The sequence below is a fragment of the Thermoplasma sp. Kam2015 genome, assembly GCF_003205235.1.
In the GTDB taxonomy this organism is placed as follows: domain Archaea; phylum Thermoplasmatota; class Thermoplasmata; order Thermoplasmatales; family Thermoplasmataceae; genus Thermoplasma.
This window is the reverse complement of the sequence record NZ_QJSM01000026.1, coordinates 89,324-105,610: the sequence shown is the minus strand read 5'-3', so window position 1 is coordinate 105,610 and position 16,287 is coordinate 89,324. Positions and strand designations below refer to the sequence as shown.

Below are 16,287 nucleotides of genomic sequence, written 5' to 3'. Positions count from 1 at the left end.
TGGTATTTTGAAGTCTGATTCAATGTGTTAAGGTTCTCTGTGATCCTTCCCCATGGTTAATTTTGAGGGCCTCCTCATAACCAGCATGCAAGCATTTCAGATTCTTGTCCGTGATCATGGCCTTCTCGAATGCCGAGGTATCCACAATCTTGAAGAAACCTAGACCAAGCATGAAGCCTATTAACACCGCATTTGATCCCTTTGGATTTCCTGCTTCTATGGCTATCCTTTCACCGTCTATCAGATAATGGCGGAATCCATGGAGTCTATCTAATACAGCATCGACATCCGGTGCGGAGACCTTTGGTAGGACAGGTTTTACTGTCTGATTGTTGATTATGAAGATCGTATCCTTGCTGGCATATGAGAGATTCCTAAGGGCTTCGCTGGCTTCAAGTCCAACAATATAATCCGCAGATCCCCTCTCTATCAGAGGTGCCATAACATCTCCTATGCGAACGTGAACCTGGACAGATCCACCCCTCTGTGATAGACCGTGTGTTTCAGCGACCAGGACTTTAACACCAGCATTGACTGCGGCATTTCCGATCATCTTACCCATGGTGATTATTCCCTGACCACCGACTCCTGCAATTAGAATATTTATGCGTTCCATGCCTCTTCCCATCCCACAGGTTTCTCGCCCTTAACCGTTATTGCCTTGAACGGACACACTTCCACGCAGGCTCCGCAGCCTATACAGCTATCATCGATCATGGCCTTTCTGTTGGGCAAGGGAACTATTGATGGACAGGTGAAGAAATCGTAGCATATTGAGCAACCAGTGCACTTATTCTGATCCACATGCGCCTTAAGCGTATCTGAACTCACCTTCTCAAGAACCTCCAAGGCGCATGCCCTTTTAGCTATCACGACCGCAGGCTTACCCGTGTTCTTTACGTATTCTGCAGCTTCCTGGACGCTTCTTTCTCCTGCATCCGCATCGAAAGGATCGAATGTTTCAACGTATTCGATACCCATGGCACTGCAGACCTTTGCGATGTCTATGGCAGTTGATGGACTGGGCTGTTGACCCGTCATGGCTGTGGATCTGTTATCAAGAACAACAATAACCTCTGCCGTATGGTTGTATACCGCATTTGCTATACCCTCCATACCACTGTGGAAGAAGGTGGAATCGCCTATTATAGCCACCGGTACCTGACCGGTAGATCTGAAGACACCATTACTTATTCCAAGGCTTGAACCCATGTTTGTTGCACTATCCTGTTCTCTGAAGGGAGGAAGCGCACCCAAAGTATAGCAGCCAATATCGCCGGAAAAATAGGTATTCTGCATAGAGATCCTACTGAGCCCCTTCTTTATATCGAAGAAGCTGGATCTATGAGGACAGCCGGGGCAAAGTGCTGGCGGCCTGGGAGTTAGCGGCTCATCCTGAAATTCTGCAGCATGGTATTGTACGCCTAAAAATTCGTACAGTCCAGTCTTAAGCTTCTCGAATGTCATCTCACCTTCCATAGGTATGAGATCTTTACCATGAAATTCTGCTAGGATACCGTGTTTCGCCAGAATCTCCGCCACCTGCATTTCAATCACTGGATCGTTTTCCTCAACAACCAAAACCTTAGATTTGCCTTTTACGGCCTTCAATACAGGATCCTCAGCTACTGGAACAGTTGCATCCAGGCGCAGAACACTTGCATTGAATCTAGCATCATCAAGCACCTCTCTTACATAGGAATATGATATGCCACCAGTTATAATGATCAAATCTCCATCGGCTTTCTCCAATGAGCTCATAGAGGAAACATAATCCGTTATCTCCTTCCATCTCGCAAGTTGATTCTTTCTATCATTCCTTGCGTTTTCCGGAGCAAGTACATAGGTATTTGGATCCTTTATCATCCGTCCACGTACTGGCTCACGATCATCGGAATAGAGTACATTCGATCTCACATGACCTATTCTTGTAGTCGTTCTTAGAATGACGGGATGATGGAATCTTCTACTGATCTCGAATGCTTTTAGCGTAAAATCGTAAGCGCTTTGAACATCATAAGGTTCGATAACGGGTATGAGTGCATGTAAGCCATAGTATCTGTTATCCTGTTCGTTCTGAGATGACCACATGGATGAATCATCAGCTGAAACTATAACAAGTGCACCATTTATTCCAGTATATGAAGAGCTGAATAGCGGATCTGAAGCTACATTGAGGCCCACATGTTTGACGGCCACGAGTCCATAAGCACCACTTATTGCGGCCCCATATGCGGTTTCGAACGCTATCTTTTCGTTTATGCTCCATTCAACATAAACGTCAGGACTGAATCTGCTTATATTTTCTATAATCTCTGTGGAGGGTGTCCCTGGATAACCTGCTGCGACGCTCACGCCGGCATGAACTGCAGCTATCGCTATGGCTTCATTGCCGATCATAAATTTTGATTTCGGCATCATCCATAGTATCGCACAATAGGTATGTAAATATGACGTATCTTGAAATGATAATTCTATATGACACAATAAAAGAAAATTGAAATGAGACGAAGATACTGAAATTAAAGGTTTCATCATAGATATGCTTATATAGTAAATGGAAATTGCGATTATTATCCATATTTTATATATAAAAAAGAATGACAAACCTAAAATAGTGATTATATATGACCTTCTAGTTTAAAGGTGAAATCATTGAATGATGGAGATTTCATTAAGATAGAATTCGAGATGCGCGTTGGTGAAGATAAGAAACTGGTTTCTACCAGCAAAGCGGATCTTGCAAAGGAAAATGATATTTTTGACGAGAAGGCCAAGTATGGAGATATCGTTGTCATAGTTGGCCAGGATGGAATTTTTAAGGAAGTTAATGAAGCCTTTAAGAAGGCGGAGCCTGGAAAGGAATTCGAGGTTGAAATACCGCCTGAGGATGCTTTCGGGCAGCGATTGCCCTCAAATATAAAGATACATACAATGCGCGAATTCCAGAGGCTCAATATAGACCCGCAGGTTGGAAAGGAGGTTGAAATAAATAGAAGAGTGGGCAGGATAATCTCGGTTACACCTGGCAGGGTTCTTGTGGACTACAATCACAGATGGGCAGGAAAGACCGTCTATTATAAATTCAAGATAAATGGAGTGATAACGGATCCAGTTGAGAAGGTAAACGCAATTATAGCGAACAATTACGATTCTGAGGGCTTCACCGTATCCATCGACAAGGATATACACATAGAAATACCAGAATCAGCCAAATTCAGTCTACAATGGATCGATGCGAAATACAACATAGTCAATACCGTAAGAAAATACATCCCCGGATACGATATAGTCATACTTGAGGTATACAAGAAGCAGGAAGAGCAGAAGACGGAGGGAGAACAGGCCAAGACAGAGAGTACAGAAGTGAAGGAGAAGAAACAGGAACCCAGCGAAAGCCAGCCTGAACAGAAGCAGGAGAATGTCCAGAGCTGAATACATATCTGAAAATGTATACGTAGTTCTCGTATACCCAAAATATCAGGGAAATATTGGTGCAGTGGCCAGATCCATGTGGAATTCTGGTCTTAAGCACCTCATAATAGTGGGGAATAAACCTGAAGATGAGGCTTTCGCCAGGTCAATGGGCGGAAGATTCATACTCGAGAACGCTGAAATAGTAGATGATTTTTCTTGCATCGTGTCTAGGTTCAATATTATTGCGGCAACGTCTAGTACGGCTTCGAATGACGAGAAGCATTTTAGAAGATTGCCGCTCACACCTGAGAAATTTTGGGATGAAATGGCTGGCGAAAATGGTAAAATAGCTCTTGTCTTTGGAAGGGAGGACGATGGCCTCAGAAATGCGGAGATTGAAAAATGCAATTATTTCATCAATATTCCAGGAAATCCGGAATATCCAGTATACAATCTCTCACATGCGGTCGCAATAATTCTTTATGTGATGTTTACCAGATTCAACCCTCCAGAGAATATCGAAGTAGCTGCCATAGTACCAGAGCACGAGGATCTCATGATAAGAGATATAATACAGATAATGAGAATGACATCGTATCCCGAACATAAGATCAGGAACACCGAGGTTCTCATCAGGAGGCTGATCGCTAGATCGCATATGAGCGATCGGGAATATTTCAGAATGATGGGTGTTATCAGGAGAGTAAAGGATAGTCTCTCGAGGGTCGTTAAAGATGAAAGCGATCATTAATGTTACAGAACCAGGAAAGATTAACGTTACAATAGCCAGTGCCCTCAATCTTATCAGAGAGGATCCAGATGCAGCGGTGGAGATCGTGTTTCATTCAGATGCGATAGACTATGTATGCAGTAATGAAAATGAAGAAAGGCTATCCTCCTTGATGAGCAAGGGCGTGGATATCGTGGCATGCAGAAATTCGCTGATAGCGAAGAAATTGGATGAAAAATCGGTCATAAAGGGCGTCAGAATAGTTAATGCAGGTATATATGAAGTTCTGAAAAAGGAATCTGAGGGCTGGCTATATATAAAGCTGTGAATCACTCCATGAGCATTTGATTGAAAAATTCATGTATAACTGTAGCATCTCATCCTATCCTGCCGTCGTAGCTCAGCCTGGTAGAGCGCGTGCTTGGTAAGCACGAGGTCGCGGGTCCAAACCCCGTCGGCGGCTTCAAAAACTACCTATACCTTTTGCCAAAGTACAATTCGAAATTTATTAATGTGTATATCCGGTATAATCTATTTTTCTGCTGACATATCCAATTCAGGTGCTTGTTTCCTTGACTATGGATATCCCGCCCCTCAGTCTTGAGATAAATATCCCAGTGAACATTGTTATGACGCCAGCGATCTCCATAAAATTAGGTATCTCATGATCTATGATTATCGAAAGGATCATTGTGAAAATTGGCACTGAAAATGCGAGTACTGTTATCTTATTAACTGAACTCATTTTTATCATTACGTTCCAGAGTATAAACTGTACTGAACCTCCAAGCAGTGCCATCCAGAGAACATCCGCTATGAAGGATAATCCCGGATCAAATCTGGCATCGAAAGGGATATAGGCTAATAATATAACACCACCTATGAAAAACTGCATGGTGTTTATTGATATAGGATCCTCCTCCTTGAGTTTCCTGTAATATACTGTAAAGAGTGCCCAGAATACTGCATTTGCAAGAGTGAGTACCGCGCCGAAAAGAGTGAATCCGTGCATCAAAGGCAATCCGTACAGCATCACTCCCGCAAAACCTATTGTTATGCCGGCGATCTCTATCCTGGACGGTCTTTCCTTCACCATCAGGAAAGCTATGGGTAGCGAGAAGACGGGCATGGAATAACTCAATATTGCGGATTCGGCAGGCGATACATATATGAGCCCGTATGCCCACAGAGCTGTGCTTGTGGAGGTCATTACTGATAGTACCACCACACTCCACGAAAGCTTCATATGTTTCGCAAATGGCAGGAGCGAAAGTCCTGCTATAAAGTACCTCATGGACATGAAGATTGCCGGTGAGACCTGATCGACTCCATTCTTGGCAAAATAGTAAGAGAATGAGCTTATGATCACATAAGGAATGAGGTACTTTATCTCTTTCATTGAATGGGGGTATTGCCACTGCGGTTAAAGATATTTGTTATGATGTTTGAAAGGTGGATGGGTTCAAGCAGTTTCAATTCAGAGATATATGACTCCTTGACTTAAACGTTGGAATGTACAATGTTTTAATATGTACATCATGTGCTGAGACAAATTATGGGGAGATCACGTAGAAAAAATACAAAAATATGGACCTTTACTTGAAAAATAATAAAGCCCGTCAATAATATTTATGGCTGCTTGAATCCACAATATGGGCAGTAGACGGAATCTGCAGGAATGTCTTTACCGCAGTTTGGGCATTTTTTAGTTCTAGGTAAGGCCGGTTGCTCCTGCCCTTCGAAGATATTTTCCTTCTCTTCAGAAACAGCAGACTCTATAAATTTAGGTATATTCTTTCCATCTTCCTTTTTGCCGGCATTTATATACATGCCTATGTTGGCAGTTGGAGCCTTGGCACGGGCGAGCTCTATCTCCCTTCTTCTCTGCTCTTCAAGTTTAAGTTTTTCTTCCTGATCATGTCTACGCTTTGCGTCTGTTGTCCATCTCTCCATTTCTTTCTTCCATTTTTCTGGATCCTTCAGGACGAATGTGGCTCTATCATCACCTTTATCCGTGACGAACTCAACAGATAATGTTTTCTTTGTACCAAGTTTTATTCTCGGTACAGCTGTGGATATATTTATAATTAAATAGAGGGGCAGATCCAGCAATATCTTCGCTGGATGAGCATGTATGAATCCCCTATGGCCTTTCTCTTCGTATATCAGGCGTTTGTCGCTAAGATAGAGAGTACCCTTGAAATATTGCTCTCCTCCACGGGTCATGCTTGATTTTTCTTGGAGGATCTCATGTTCATCTGGGTCGTAAACAGGCATCGTTTAAGTTAGTAAAGATTAGATATAAAAGTTTCTTAATGCTAAATACGGCTTCAATATTCCCTCCACCTGTATCCGCATTCTTCGCAGGTGTAGAACTTTGTTTCAGGTTCATCAGCCGATCTTGTTTGTTTCAGCACATATCTTGCGCCTTTGTGATGGCATCTTGGGCATACGGCATCTGAATCCAGGGGCTCCGCAGATACCTCTTCCTTTATCATTATTGTCTCCTTATCTGAGCTCTTTGCCACTATCTTTATGGTCTCCTTATTCTTTGATATTTCATACCCGCATGATGGGCATACATATTTCCCATTCATTGGGGTCATGAGAGAACCACATTTTGGACAAAACATAGAATTAAAGAATTACTATTTTCTATTTAAACTTAATAGTTTATTAATTTGATTCAGGCCTCAATGATAAATTAACATGTAGCGAGAGAATCTACCATCATTTTAATTAGCGTGTTAGGCATATTTTCGCTATGTATGATGATATCGAAATGATCCTTAAAAACAGCAGAATTGTGGCTGTTGTTGGTATCTCCGATAAGCCGGAAAGAGACAGCTATAGAGTTGCAAAATATCTTTCAGAAAATGGCTATGAAATAATACCTGTTAATCCTGCAATAGAATCATGGAATGGTAAAAAGGCGTACAGGGACTTAACATCGATTCCTGTACCGGTGGATGTGGTGGATGTATTCAGGAAACCTGAAGCTGTTCCAGAAATCGTAGATCAGGCCATTTTAAAGGGTGCTAGAGTCTTATGGCTTCAGGAAGGTATACAGCATAAGGAGGCGGAAGAAAGGGCCAGAAAGAATGGTCTTCTGGTTGTATCAGACAGATGTATGATGAAGGAGCACATGAAGCTTATGGGCAAATGATAGATACGGTGGCCTCTTAATTTCCAAATGAATTTATATGCTACGCATGCATGACCACCCGATGAAAGATGGCGTTTGTCATATTTAAGAGCAAGGGCGATGACGAAAACGCAATAAACAACTTCCTTCAAGAGGACAGAGTTTCAAGGATGACCGTTCTCAAAAGGGACGGATCAATGTATGGTGAGGATGGAACGATATATCTGTTCGAGGGCAATGATGAAGCTGTAAATTATGTCAAGAGTATAAAACCGGCCAGCATGGTGGAGCTAGACTCCAAAGAAGCAGAAAAGATATACAGAAAGATCAAGGAAGAAAACGATAATGCAGAAGAGGGAATGGGTTTTGTCTTCGGATAATGATTAAAAATTTTTATAAAAAATTATGCTGGAACTGTCATCCTGGCCACGAGAAGAGCCAGTATGGTTCCATATATTATGGTTATCACGTATATGACCATGAGTGCGATCCCTATATTCCTCTTGGCCTTCTCGCTTATGCTTGTATCAGCTATTATATGGTTAAGACCATTTACGCCGTGGTAAGTGATTATGTAAACAAAGATCAGGAAGAAGGCGAGCCACCATGGATTGTGCAGCTGATTTATGACTGAACTGAAGAATGCTACAGGATGGCCGAAATCTATATGTGCTACATATAGGTGAACGCCGAGGAAGAACATCAGGAAAAGGCCAGTTACAGCCTGAACGAATCTGTTGAGTGATCCATATTTCATCTTTTCCTTCTCCGCCATTAGAAACCTACCCCCACAAACTGCAATGCATAATAGTCGAATAGACCCAGGAGCACCATCGCTATGATCTCGAAGGTGATGAACAATGCCTTGTGATGGTACATACCTATACCGAACTCATTGAGAGCAAGTCTCACACCATTGGCCCCATGATAGAATATAACCAGAGCCAGCAGGAAGTCCAGCACAAGAAAACTATCATATGGTCCGTATGTTATTGATCTTACGATGGCATTGTATGTGGCCTGTCCTCTCAAAAGGTTTGACAGAACGGTGTAATGCAGATACAGGTAAAACAGTATTACCAGGCCAGAAAGCCTGTGGAAGGCAAAGGCGAAATATCCCATACCCTTCTTGTAGAATTTGGCCCAAGCGGTTATCCCTTCTTTCATCTCTTTATTAACTTCAACCATATTCATCTCCCTCCAAATATGCTCGCAATCTCAATCTTCAGGGCTGTTCTTCTTAGTTTCTGTATTGCGAATGATGGATCCACGCCCTTGGGGCAGACCTCAGTGCATTCACCTGCGAAGTGGCATCTGGACGTACCTTCCTCACCATCGACAACTTCGACTCTGTATTTTGCCCCCTGATCACGGTTATCAGCTATGTATCTCCATGCTGCTGCCAGCGGTGCAGGCCCCAGATAATTTGGATCTGATCCCTCAATCGGGCATGCAGCCATGCACAGGCCACATTTTATGCACATGGCAAAGTTGGCATATTCATGGAACTGTTCCGGCGTCTGTGGAAGTTCTTTGTCATATTTCCCATCGTCGTCCCTGATTATGTAAGGTTTGACCTCCCTGTATTTATCAAAGAATGGATCGATATCAACCACGAGATCTCGTATAACCTTATAGTGTTTCAGCGGTTCGATCTTTATATGGTCCTTCTTAAGATCCTCTACTATCGTTGAACACGCCATTCTTGGTTTTCCATCTATCTCCATGCCACAGCTTCCGCATATTTCCATTCTACAGGAATATCTGAATGACAGCGACTGATCAAGGTTCTCTTTGATGTAAAGCAGGCCCTCTAACACCGTGGATATCTTATCCTTTGGTACCTTGTAGGTACTGTAATAGACCTTCCCACTTTCATCCTTCCTCTTTATTTCAAATTCATATTCATCGGCCATGGTTTCACCTCAATATGTCCTGACCGTGGGCTGCCACTTCGTTATGACCACTGGCTTGTACGTTATCTTAGGTCCATTCTTTGTATACGTAGCTATCGTATGTTTCAAAAAGTTTTCGTCGTCTCTGTTTGGATAATCCTTCCTGTAGTGTGCGCCCCTGCTCTCAGTCCTCATTATTGCGCCCACAGTAATAATTTCAGCCAGGTCAAGCATGAAGCCAACCTCAAGGGCCCACTCCAGCTCCATGTTGAACGTGCTGGACTTGTCCTGTATCGATATCTTTTCATACCTCTCCTTATAATTCTTTATATTTTTCAGAGCTGTGTTCAGGCCATTAGCGTCTCTGAATATCCCCACGTTTTTGTCCATGTTGTTTCTGAGATCCTCCCTTATCTTGGCGACGTTTTCTCCTCCATTCCTCTTGAGAAGGTCATCCCATATCCTTTTCTCTTCGGCATCTACATTGGAGACTACGAGGTCAGGGATATCATGTTCCATTGCATATTTGGCTGCAGATACCCCGGCTACATTTCCAAGCGCGAGGCATTCATTGGTGGAGTTGGAACCGAGTCTGTTGGCTCCGTGAATACTCACACACGCGTTTTCTCCGGCGGCAAAAATTCCAGAATAATCCGTGGTTGTCTTTACGTTTGAATCTATGCCACCCATAGTGTAATGCGTCGCCGGATGTACAGGGATAAGTTCTGTATGCGCATCTATCCCGTTGAACTTCTTGGCTATTTCAGTTATCATTGGTAGGCGTTCATCCAGTACATCAGCCATATGCCTGAGGTCAAGATACACATACTCCATGTCTCCATATTCTCCTTTGGCCCCTCTTCCCGCCTCTATCTCCCACATGATGGCTCTTGAAACAACATCTCTGGAAGCCTTTTCCAGCTTGTTGGGTGCATAGGCCTGCATGAACCTCTTCTTCTCGCCATTCAGAAGGTATCCGCCGTCTGCTCTGGCGCCTTCGGTTATGAGTATTCCGGATGGTACCAGCCCTGTTGGATGGAACTGAATGAACTCCATATCCTTCAACGGTATTCCAGCTCTGTAAGCTATGGCGTCCCCATCACCGGAAACAGAATGTGCGTAAGTGCTGAACTGGTAAAGCCTTCCAGCTCCACCTGCTGCAAAGACTATTGCCTTCCCCTGAAATACGGTAAAATCACCAGTTCTTAGGTTGATGGTCGTAAGCGAGTTGAATCTGCCATTTTCAATAAACATCGAAGTCGCGAAATATTCATTATAGAATCGAATGTTATCATATTTCAGAGCACGGCTGAAGAGCGTCTGCATGACGTGGAAACCGGTCTTATCTGCAGCAAATGTTGCTCTGGGAAAGCTCAGCGCTCCGAAATCTCTCTGAGAAATCGTGCCATCTGGATTTCTGCTCCATGGGCAACCCCAGTGGTCTGTGGTGTAGATCTGCTCAGGGACTAACCTCACAAATTCCTCAACTGCGTCCTGATCCGCCAGATAGTCTGAACCTTTAATGGTATCATATGCATGGAGATCAAAGCTATCCTTTGGATTCAGGACGGCACTCGTACCACCCTCTGCTGAAACAGAATGAGAACGGAGGGGATACAGTTTAGAGACCACCCCTACAGAGAGATTTTTATTATATTCTGCGGCTGCGACAGCTGCCCTCAGGCCAGCCATACCGCCACCAAGGATGATCACATCCTCTTTAATCTTTTCCAAGTAAACACACCAGAGTATTATCCCTGAAACAAATATATTTTTTTGCCTTACCATACACATAGCGTGATGGAAATCGGCTGAATTTTTCTGCTAATATACAAACAGCGTTGTAATATGTGCATATAATGTTGAATTTCATAAATATTGATTTTTGATGAACAAATCATTTATACTAAGTTCCAGCGTTTGCTGCAGGCCATAAAAAATTTGTTACGGACTTGGAAGAAGCTGCAAATCTCAACGACTTCGGCTAAAGATCAGCTTACATACAATATGCATCAGCAATGACTTGTGCAGATTTCATCCAGCAGAAGGATGTACAGGCATTCTATACATGATCAATTTCGACTTGATCTATGATGGGAGTATTACGGTGCTACTGAATGGAGTCTATAGTATCGGGATATATGTCTCTGCAATAAGGATGCCTTATGATATGGAGGTATATCCGTATGCTACCATAGTCTTTGGTCGGATCTAAATTCGGAGTTTTCAACTCAAGAATATTTCATATCAGATATGGAAGATCGGATCGCTTTTCTGCACCAATAGGTTTATTTTTCAGAATAACCTGATCAAGTGTGAATGCAAACGTAGTGATTGCCGGTCCAGGTACAGGCAAGACCACGAGTATATCCCAAAAATATGTCGAGCTTATAAGAAAGGGTGTAGACCAGAGAGATATACTCTGCTTGACCTTCACCAATAAGGCTGCAGAGAATATGAGAAATAGAATCATGCAGGCTCTCCAGAAAGAGGATCTTTTAACAGATCTGAGCGCATTAAACGTATATACATTCCATTCATTTGCCTATTCCGCCGTCAGGAAATACGGATACAGAGGGATCGTCAATCAGAATTTCCTGAGAAAGGTGATCTTTGACTATCTCATCAAAAATAATGTATTCAATTATGAAAGGGAATATCTGATATCCAGAATTGTGCCTCAGCTTGAGAATATAGTTAGATACCTCGGCAGCTTCGGTATCGATCATGTCGAAGAACCGGAGAAGGTGGCTGCATCATTGAGAGATGTATTTGAGGCTCGGAGAAAGGAAAAAGGTGTAAAGGAAAGCACGGATGAGATAATAGATCTATTCGTTCATATCAGCAGGATAATGGATGAGTATCATCTGGCCAAGGAGTCAAAGAACCTGATCGATTACAATGATATGATAACAAAATTCCTGAAGCTGGATGTGAAGCCAAAATTCAGATATGTGCTTGTTGATGAGCTTCAAGACGCGAGTGAGCTTCAGGCCAAATTGATCAGTTCAGTTGGTGAGGAGGTGTATGCCGTCGGAGACAGGAAGCAGTCAATTTTCGGTTTTCAGGGCGGTGGATTCGGGAATTTCGAACATCATTTCCCGGACGCGTCTATTGACTATCTTTCCACCGATCATAGAAATTCTGAGCAGATACTGAATTACGCACGTGAGTTCTTTCTCAAGAATACCAGGTATCCGAATCAGTACCATGCTGAATTGGCTGAATTGAAAAGTTCAAGGGATGATAAGGGATATGTCGAGGTTATCGAGGCCGACGAAGAAGCCATTATTGATATTTTGAAGAAGTTTCCAAATGATAAAGTGGGCATTCTTGCCAGGAGAAACGATCAGGTCATAAGGATATCATCGATTTTAGATAGAAACAACGTAAAATACGCCTCCAGTGCCTTGTCTGCAACAAGCGATCGAGCCAAGAAGGATGTGATTGCCTTCCTGAAGATGATAATTTATGGTGACATGCAGAGTGTGATAAACGGCCTGTTCACGCCATTCAGTGGCTTACAGATAAGCGAAGCGTATGACATTAAGGAGAGCCTGATAAGTGGAAATACCAGCCTTCAGAATTACGATCTGCTTAAGAGTCTCAGGCTTACATACTCGGCACTTGGAATTAAAGGCCTCATAGATATATTCGATAGGTTGATAATTCCGATAGCGATAGCATTCGACCAGCGCTATTTCCTCACCGTTCAGAGATTATACAGAAACCTTAACGAGTATCTTGACTTCTACGGAAACGAAAGCAGAGACGATCTGATCAATTATCTGGAGATATGTGACGACGAAATGGAGGAGATAGACGCCGATGAGAGAATATCGGTTATGACCGTGCACAAGGCAAAGGGCCTCGAATTTGACACGGTAATATACTTTCCGAAGAACAAGAAGGACGAAAAGATGAGCGCAGTGGATCTGGTTGCGGAGCAGATGATCAGGATAAATAATGGGAGAGATGTCTCCGTTGATCTGGAAGACGAGGATACGCGTGTTGATTTTGTCGCAATAACGCGTGCTGCCAAGAATCTTGTAATTGTCACGGACGATGATAGTTATTTCAATGCTTATTCTATACGGGGAGGTTCTATCGTTGCTACGCAAAACTTCATAGATGAGAATAGATACGATATCAAGAGGGAGCCATACCTTGCCTTTGTACGTGGAGAACTCAATAAAGCATTCGATCTGATCCATGAAGGGGGAAGAATAAGAAAGCTGATCTACTCGGGAATAAGGAGGAATAATGTAATATCATTCTCTCTGCTTTCCTCTCTAGAAGATCCGTTCAGGTTTCTGAAGGATCATATACTGGAACTTAAGTACACAAGCCCGGCCATGAGTTTCGGCACAAAAATACACGGAATGGCGCAGGAGATCTACGAGGGAACGATAAATGTGCAGGCTTTACCGCCTCATCTTGTGCAATATTATGAAAATATAATTGGCGTCATGAAAGAGATAGATGAAGAATGGCACATGAAGCAGATAGGCAGTGAGGTAGAGGTGAAGATCCCTGGATCAGTTTATATGAAGGAGGCAGAAGATTTTATATTGTATGGTAAAATTGACGCTATTTTCAGCGATGGAGAACAATATCTCATACTTGATTACAAGACGGATAAGAGAAGGAATTCGACTAACCACTACGGCGATCAGCTCGCATTCTACAAGATGCTTTATTCAAAATCAAATCATATAGATCCAAAGAAGATACAAACGGCTATTGGATATCTCGCCCTTCGCCCGACTGTAAATACGGGGGAAATAACATACGAAGTTTATAGGATGGAACACAAGGATTCAAAGATAAGAAGTCTGATACAGCGATATGTGGATTACTGCAAAGATCCTGAAAAGTTCATAGACGATCTCATCGAATATGGATCCAAGAATGCAGATGATACGCTTTATGATCGTATAGTAGCAATATTGAAGAACGGAAGCATCGAGATGTAAACGCAAGAACACATGAAGATTGCCTTTATATTTGGACGAAAATGTGTCTTCGGCCACTTTACGATTTAGAGCCACAGATTTTAGATGCACGATCAAAAACGAATGCGAGACTATTGTACATATTATTTATCTATAATTATGTTATTACCCTTTGATGAAAGATCCAGCATCACATTATTTCAAATGTACGCCACGGGAGAGAGCTGTGTTTGAAGCGGGCATCAAGCTCGGAACAGTTTATCATCAGTATGTTGGTATACCCATAAACCAGGGGAATGTGAGTTATATCGAAAAAGCGATAAAGGAAAGTATAATGGTTCAGCCTTTTGTTGAGGAGGCTGAAGTCAAGATCGATCCATCGGTCAATAATAAAAAACCTGGCGTATATAAATATCTGACATTGAGTGGAGAAATGCTGGACGTAAGGATTAAGGTGAACTACGACGGCAACGTGGTCGTGGCACGCCTGAAGTATATTCCGGAAATGGACTATCCGCTTATGTATATAGAGGAGTGATGCAGGTTGGCTATAAAAATCGGAATCACAGGTCCTGTTGGTTCGATAAAATCGGAAGCGCTGCAGAAGATAATAGACATGCTTAGGAATGACCACCTCAACGTTCAGGGCGTACTCGTATCGAAGGTGACGAACAACGGAAAACTCACTGGTTACACAATTGAGGATATAGAATCCAAGAGAAAGGCACAGTTCTGCTTCGACAACTTCGTCTCAAGAGTAAAGATAGACAAACTCGGGGTTGATACAAAGATACTCGAGGAGATTCTTATACCGAGTTTGCAGAAGGCAAGGGAAACGGCCGATGTTATCGTCATAGACGAGGTCGGAAAGTTAGAGAACACCACAAAGAAGGTGCACGCTGAAATAGAGGAAACTCTGAAATGTGGTAAGCCACTCATTGTGACCCTGCATAAAAGATCGAGAAATCCAGTCCTACAGGAGATCAAGAGTCTAGAGGGCGTCAGGGTATTCGATATTACGCCTATAAACAAGAATATTCTGCCCTTTAAGGTTATGCATGTCCTAAAGGGAGAGGAATGATAATAAAGGAGGGAGAGGCCGAGATCTTCGTTCCTGAGATATATCATGGCCCCGGAAAGAGGGGCGCTGGTTTCTACAATGCGGATCAGAAGATAAACCGAGATATAACTATAGAATTCATAAAGCGAATGGGTATAAAAACTGCTCTGGATGGTTTTGGCGGAACCGGGATACGTGGAATAAGGATTGCTAAGGAAACCAACGCCTCGGTCACGATAGCAGAGGTGTCTCCAGAATCATATAGAATCGTAAGGGATAACATAGAGAGGAATGGTTCCCACGCGACAGCCGTGAATGATACCTTTGAATGTGTATTGCAGCATGGTTCGTTTGAATACGTGGATATCGATCCATACGGATCACCAGTTCCATATATTGATGCCGCATTGGTGGGGGTAAAACGTGGTGGTTTTCTTGGTATAACCGCAACCGATCAGACTGCCCTCACCGGATCAGTACCGCATAAGACAAGAATAAGGTATGATGCTTTAATTCAGAACGATACTTTCAGGCATGAGATGGGTATCAGGCTTCTGATAGGATACACGGCAAAGAGAGCAGCCGCGCTTGGCAGATCCATTGAGCCTATGCTTTCTATATGGCATGGACATTATTATCGCATATTTCTGAAGATTGAAAAGGGTTTTCAGAACGCCGGAAGGATGATCCATGAGGTGGGATATGTCAACAAGCACGATATTCACGCTGACATGTACCCAGACGTTGAAGAGGGGCCTGTCTGGAAGGGAAGGATACAGGATAATGAGGTTGCCAGAGATGTACTCGAATCCACCGGCCATATAAATTTCAATCCGGAAGAAAATAGGTTGTTGTTCTGCGATATGACTGATATAGCACGATTCAGACATATCAGCCTTCCCCCAGTTTCCTCGGTTATAGATAAAATCAGGGAGGCTGGATATATTGCAGCCAGAACCATGTTTTCACCAACGGGCATCAAGACAGACGCGAGCTGCGCTCACATCGAAGAGATGATGATGGATATTTTGCATCACTGACCGAAGCATAGGCAAAAATAATATATTGCATAATGTTCAGTTCCC

At 42.9% G+C, this 16,287-nt stretch carries 18 protein-coding genes and 1 tRNA gene; 10 read left to right on the top strand and 9 right to left on the bottom strand.

The window, feature by feature from the left end:
* Window positions 1–19: 19 nt before the first annotated feature.
* Window positions 20–616, bottom strand: a complete 597-nt coding sequence (locus DMB44_RS06105; RefSeq protein WP_110641837.1) for an indolepyruvate oxidoreductase subunit beta — start codon at window positions 614–616, stop codon at window positions 20–22.
* Window positions 604–2,421 (bottom strand): indolepyruvate ferredoxin oxidoreductase subunit alpha, encoded by a 1,818-nt coding sequence (locus tag DMB44_RS06100; RefSeq protein WP_110641835.1) that lies wholly within the window; start codon window positions 2,419–2,421, stop codon window positions 604–606. The genes DMB44_RS06105 and DMB44_RS06100 overlap by 13 nt, the downstream gene beginning before the upstream one ends.
* A 225-nt stretch (window positions 2,422–2,646) precedes the next feature.
* On the opposite strand from DMB44_RS06100, the gene DMB44_RS06095 reads away from it, so the two are divergent.
* The 4 genes from DMB44_RS06095 to DMB44_RS06080 all read left to right on the top strand — a co-directional run bounded on the left by DMB44_RS06095 (window position 2,647) and on the right by DMB44_RS06080 (window position 4,610).
* Entirely contained in the window at window positions 2,647–3,435 is a 789-nt protein-coding gene (locus DMB44_RS06095) for a peptidylprolyl isomerase (protein ID WP_110641833.1), read from the top strand.
* Entirely contained in the window at window positions 3,422–4,168 is a 747-nt protein-coding gene (locus DMB44_RS06090; RefSeq protein ID WP_110641831.1) for an RNA methyltransferase, read from the top strand. Before DMB44_RS06095 ends, DMB44_RS06090 begins: the two co-directional genes overlap by 14 nt.
* Window positions 4,152–4,475 carry a DsrE family protein gene (locus DMB44_RS06085; protein WP_110641829.1) on the top strand — a complete coding sequence of 108 codons (324 nt, stop codon included), beginning with the start codon at window positions 4,152–4,154 and terminating at the stop codon, window positions 4,473–4,475. The genes DMB44_RS06090 and DMB44_RS06085 overlap by 17 nt, the downstream gene beginning before the upstream one ends.
* 61 nt (window positions 4,476–4,536) lie before the next feature.
* Window positions 4,537–4,610: transfer RNA gene (locus tag DMB44_RS06080), tRNA-Thr, on the top strand.
* Window positions 4,611–4,703: 93 nt separating this feature from the next.
* Here the strand turns inward: DMB44_RS06080 and DMB44_RS06075 are convergent.
* The 3 genes from DMB44_RS06075 to DMB44_RS06065 form a co-directional block, all read right to left on the bottom strand.
* Entirely contained in the window at window positions 4,704–5,546 is an 843-nt protein-coding gene (locus tag DMB44_RS06075; protein WP_110641827.1) for a DMT family transporter, read from the bottom strand.
* A gap of 230 nt (window positions 5,547–5,776) precedes the next feature.
* Entirely contained in the window at window positions 5,777–6,424 is a 648-nt protein-coding gene (locus DMB44_RS06070; RefSeq protein ID WP_110641825.1) for a zinc ribbon domain-containing protein, read from the bottom strand.
* Between the two features lie 53 nt (window positions 6,425–6,477).
* Window positions 6,478–6,780, bottom strand: coding sequence for a transcription factor S (locus tag DMB44_RS06065; protein ID WP_110641823.1), 303 nt, complete (start codon window positions 6,778–6,780; stop codon window positions 6,478–6,480).
* A gap of 131 nt (window positions 6,781–6,911) precedes the next feature.
* Between DMB44_RS06065 and DMB44_RS06060 the strand changes: the two genes are divergently transcribed.
* Both DMB44_RS06060 and DMB44_RS06055 read left to right on the top strand, forming a co-directional pair.
* Window positions 6,912–7,313, top strand: coding sequence for a CoA-binding protein (locus DMB44_RS06060; protein WP_110641821.1), 402 nt, complete (start codon window positions 6,912–6,914; stop codon window positions 7,311–7,313).
* 68 nt (window positions 7,314–7,381) lie between these two features.
* Window positions 7,382–7,672, top strand: a complete 291-nt coding sequence (locus DMB44_RS06055; protein ID WP_110641819.1) for a hypothetical protein — start codon at window positions 7,382–7,384, stop codon at window positions 7,670–7,672.
* A 23-nt stretch (window positions 7,673–7,695) separates the two neighbouring features.
* Here the strand turns inward: DMB44_RS06055 and DMB44_RS06050 are convergent, their stop codons facing one another.
* The 4 genes from DMB44_RS06050 to DMB44_RS06035 are packed head-to-tail and all read right to left on the bottom strand — an operon-like array spanning window position 7,696 to window position 10,921.
* Window positions 7,696–8,067: a succinate dehydrogenase hydrophobic membrane anchor subunit gene (locus DMB44_RS06050; protein ID WP_110641817.1), complete on the bottom strand. Its 372-nt coding sequence runs from the start codon at window positions 8,065–8,067 to the stop codon at window positions 7,696–7,698.
* Window positions 8,067–8,480: a succinate dehydrogenase, cytochrome b556 subunit gene (locus tag DMB44_RS06045; protein ID WP_237265330.1), complete on the bottom strand. Its 414-nt coding sequence runs from the start codon at window positions 8,478–8,480 to the stop codon at window positions 8,067–8,069. Before DMB44_RS06045 ends, DMB44_RS06050 begins: the two co-directional genes overlap by 1 nt.
* Before the next feature lie 2 nt (window positions 8,481–8,482).
* Window positions 8,483–9,208, bottom strand: coding sequence for a succinate dehydrogenase iron-sulfur subunit (locus DMB44_RS06040; protein WP_110641815.1), 726 nt, complete (start codon window positions 9,206–9,208; stop codon window positions 8,483–8,485).
* A 9-nt stretch (window positions 9,209–9,217) separates the two neighbouring features.
* Window positions 9,218–10,921: a succinate dehydrogenase/fumarate reductase flavoprotein subunit gene (locus DMB44_RS06035; protein WP_110641971.1), complete on the bottom strand. Its 1,704-nt coding sequence runs from the start codon at window positions 10,919–10,921 to the stop codon at window positions 9,218–9,220.
* Window positions 10,922–11,502: 581 nt separating this feature from the next.
* On the opposite strand from DMB44_RS06035, the gene DMB44_RS06030 reads away from it, so the two are divergent.
* The 4 genes from DMB44_RS06030 (at window position 11,503) to DMB44_RS06015 (ending at window position 16,242) form a co-directional block, all read left to right on the top strand.
* Complete coding sequence (locus tag DMB44_RS06030; RefSeq protein WP_110641813.1) at window positions 11,503–14,163, top strand: ATP-dependent DNA helicase; 2,661 nt, start codon at window positions 11,503–11,505, stop codon at window positions 14,161–14,163.
* A gap of 154 nt (window positions 14,164–14,317) precedes the next feature.
* Entirely contained in the window at window positions 14,318–14,680 is a 363-nt protein-coding gene (locus DMB44_RS06025; protein ID WP_110641811.1) for a dihydroneopterin aldolase family protein, read from the top strand.
* A 6-nt stretch (window positions 14,681–14,686) separates the two neighbouring features.
* Entirely contained in the window at window positions 14,687–15,223 is a 537-nt protein-coding gene (locus DMB44_RS06020) for an NTPase (protein WP_110641809.1), read from the top strand.
* Window positions 15,220–16,242, top strand: coding sequence for a tRNA (guanine(26)-N(2))-dimethyltransferase (locus DMB44_RS06015; protein ID WP_110641807.1), 1,023 nt, complete (start codon window positions 15,220–15,222; stop codon window positions 16,240–16,242). The genes DMB44_RS06020 and DMB44_RS06015 overlap by 4 nt, the downstream gene beginning before the upstream one ends.
* Window positions 16,243–16,287: the final 45 nt, after the last annotated feature.